The organism is Mesorhizobium sp. M7A.F.Ca.CA.004.06.1.1 (genome assembly GCF_003999135.1).
Taxonomy (GTDB): Bacteria; Pseudomonadota; Alphaproteobacteria; order Rhizobiales; family Rhizobiaceae; genus Mesorhizobium.
The window spans coordinates 1-1782 of sequence record NZ_RZPQ01000987.1 but is presented as its reverse complement, the minus strand read 5'-3'; the positions used below and the strand labels follow the sequence as shown (position 1 = coordinate 1782).

The 1782-nt window shown below is 65.2% G+C and carries 2 protein-coding genes and 1 pseudogene; 1 reads left to right on the top strand and 2 read right to left on the bottom strand.

Annotation, left to right across the window (positions count from 1 at the left end):
* Both EN906_RS33005 and rph read right to left on the bottom strand, forming a co-directional pair.
* Positions 1-112: pseudogene (locus EN906_RS33005) on the bottom strand (non-canonical purine NTP pyrophosphatase); the annotation flags it as partial.
* Between the two features lie 32 nt (positions 113-144).
* A complete protein-coding gene (gene rph, locus EN906_RS33000; protein WP_056585385.1) occupies positions 145-861 on the bottom strand; it encodes a ribonuclease PH in 717 nt (238 codons plus the stop codon).
* A gap of 198 nt (positions 862-1059) precedes the next feature.
* On the opposite strand from rph, the gene hrcA reads away from it, so the two are divergent.
* Positions 1060-1782, top strand: a 723-nt coding sequence (hrcA, locus tag EN906_RS32995) for a heat-inducible transcriptional repressor HrcA (protein WP_127375714.1), incomplete at its 3' end; no start/stop codon positions are given.

The window sequence follows — 1782 nt, the reverse complement described above, 5'->3', positions numbered from 1 at the left end:
GGCCGGAATCGTCCGACAGCGCCGGCAGGCCGGTCGCCTTGGCGGCGGCGAGCGCCTTGATGTAGGCGTTCTCCTCGAAGGTGGTGCCGGTCTCGTCCGGCTCCGGCAGGCCAGAGGGGGGCGCTCAAACTCGACATCGAAAAACTAAGCCACCGCCATCTGCTGCAGACTCACCAACCTCTGGATGCCTTTCTTGGCCAGGCCCATCAAGTCCGCGAACTGCTCCTCGGAGAAAGGCTCGCCCTCGGCGGTGCCCTGGATCTCGACGATGCCACCCTTGCCGGTCATGACGAAATTGGCGTCGGTGCCGGCCGAAGAATCCTCGATATAGTCGAGGTCGATGACCGGCTGGCCGTCATGGATGCCGCAGGAGATCGCCGCGACATGGTCCTTCAGCACCTTGGCGACGCTGGCCATCTGGCGCGCTTCCATCCAGCGCAGGCAGTCATACAGCGCCACCCAGCCGCCGGTGATCGATGCGGTGCGGGTGCCACCATCGGCCTGGATGACGTCGCAGTCGACGGTGATCTGCTGCTCGCCCAGCGCCTGCAGGTCGACCACGGCGCGCAGGGAGCGGCCGATCAGCCGCTGGATTTCGAGCGTGCGGCCGCCCTGCTTGCCGGCCGAAGCCTCGCGGCGCATGCGCTCGCCGGTCGAGCGCGGCAGCATGCCGTATTCCGCCGTCACCCAGCCCTTGCCGGAATTGCGCATCCAGCCCGGCACTTTTTCCTCGAGGCTGGCCGTGCACAGGACATGAGTGTCGCCGAACTTCACCAGGCATGAGCCTTCGGCATGCTTGGAGACGCCGCGCTCGAAGGAGATGGCACGCATTTCGTCGAATTGGCGTTTGGAAGGGCGCATTCAGGCTGCTTTCTTGTCATTTTTCGGAATCTTGGCCGGCTTGTAACCGCATGGGACGCGTGGCGCAAAGGAAAATGGCCCGACGATCTGACTCAGACACCGGGTGATCTCACAAAGACACCGGGTGATCTCACACAGACACCGGGTTGCGCGGGTGCAGTGTAAGTCTATATCCTTGGGCCGGAGGTTTTTGGCCGTATGACCAAGGCAGTCGATCCCGCTTCGCAGTCGCCCGCGCTCCAGTCGCTCGACATGCGTTCGCGCGACATCTTCCGGCGCATCGTCGATTCCTACCTCAGGGACGGCGAACCCGTGGGCTCGCGCAGCCTGTCGCGCATCCTGCCGTCTTCGCTGTCGCCGGCCACCATCCGCAACGTCATGAGCGACCTCGAGCATCTCGGCCTGATCTACGCGCCGCACATTTCGGCCGGCCGGCTGCCGACGCAGGCCGGCCTGCGTTTCTTCGTCGATGCCTTCATGGAGCTTGGCGATCTTTCCGACGAGGAGCGCCGCGCCATCGAGGCACAGGTTCGGGCGTCCGGCTCGGGCGCGACGCTGGAACACATGCTGACCGAGGCCAGCCAGATGCTGTCGGGCATGTCGCGCGGCGCCGGCCTGGTGCTGGCCGCCAAGAACGAGGTGGCGCTGAAGCACATCGAATTCATCCAGCTCGAACCGACCAAGGCGCTGGCAGTGCTGGTGTCGCAGAATGGCGACGTCGAAAATCGCGTCGTCGAGCTGCCCGCCGGCATCACCGTCTCGCAACTGCACGAGGCCTCGAATTTCCTTAACGCCCATATACGCGGCCGCACGCTGGCCGAGACGCGGATCGAGATCGCCCGCATCAAGGCAGAAACCAGGGCCGCGCTCGACACGCTGTCGCACGACCTAGTCGCGAAGGGGCTGGCAGTGGGGGCCGGC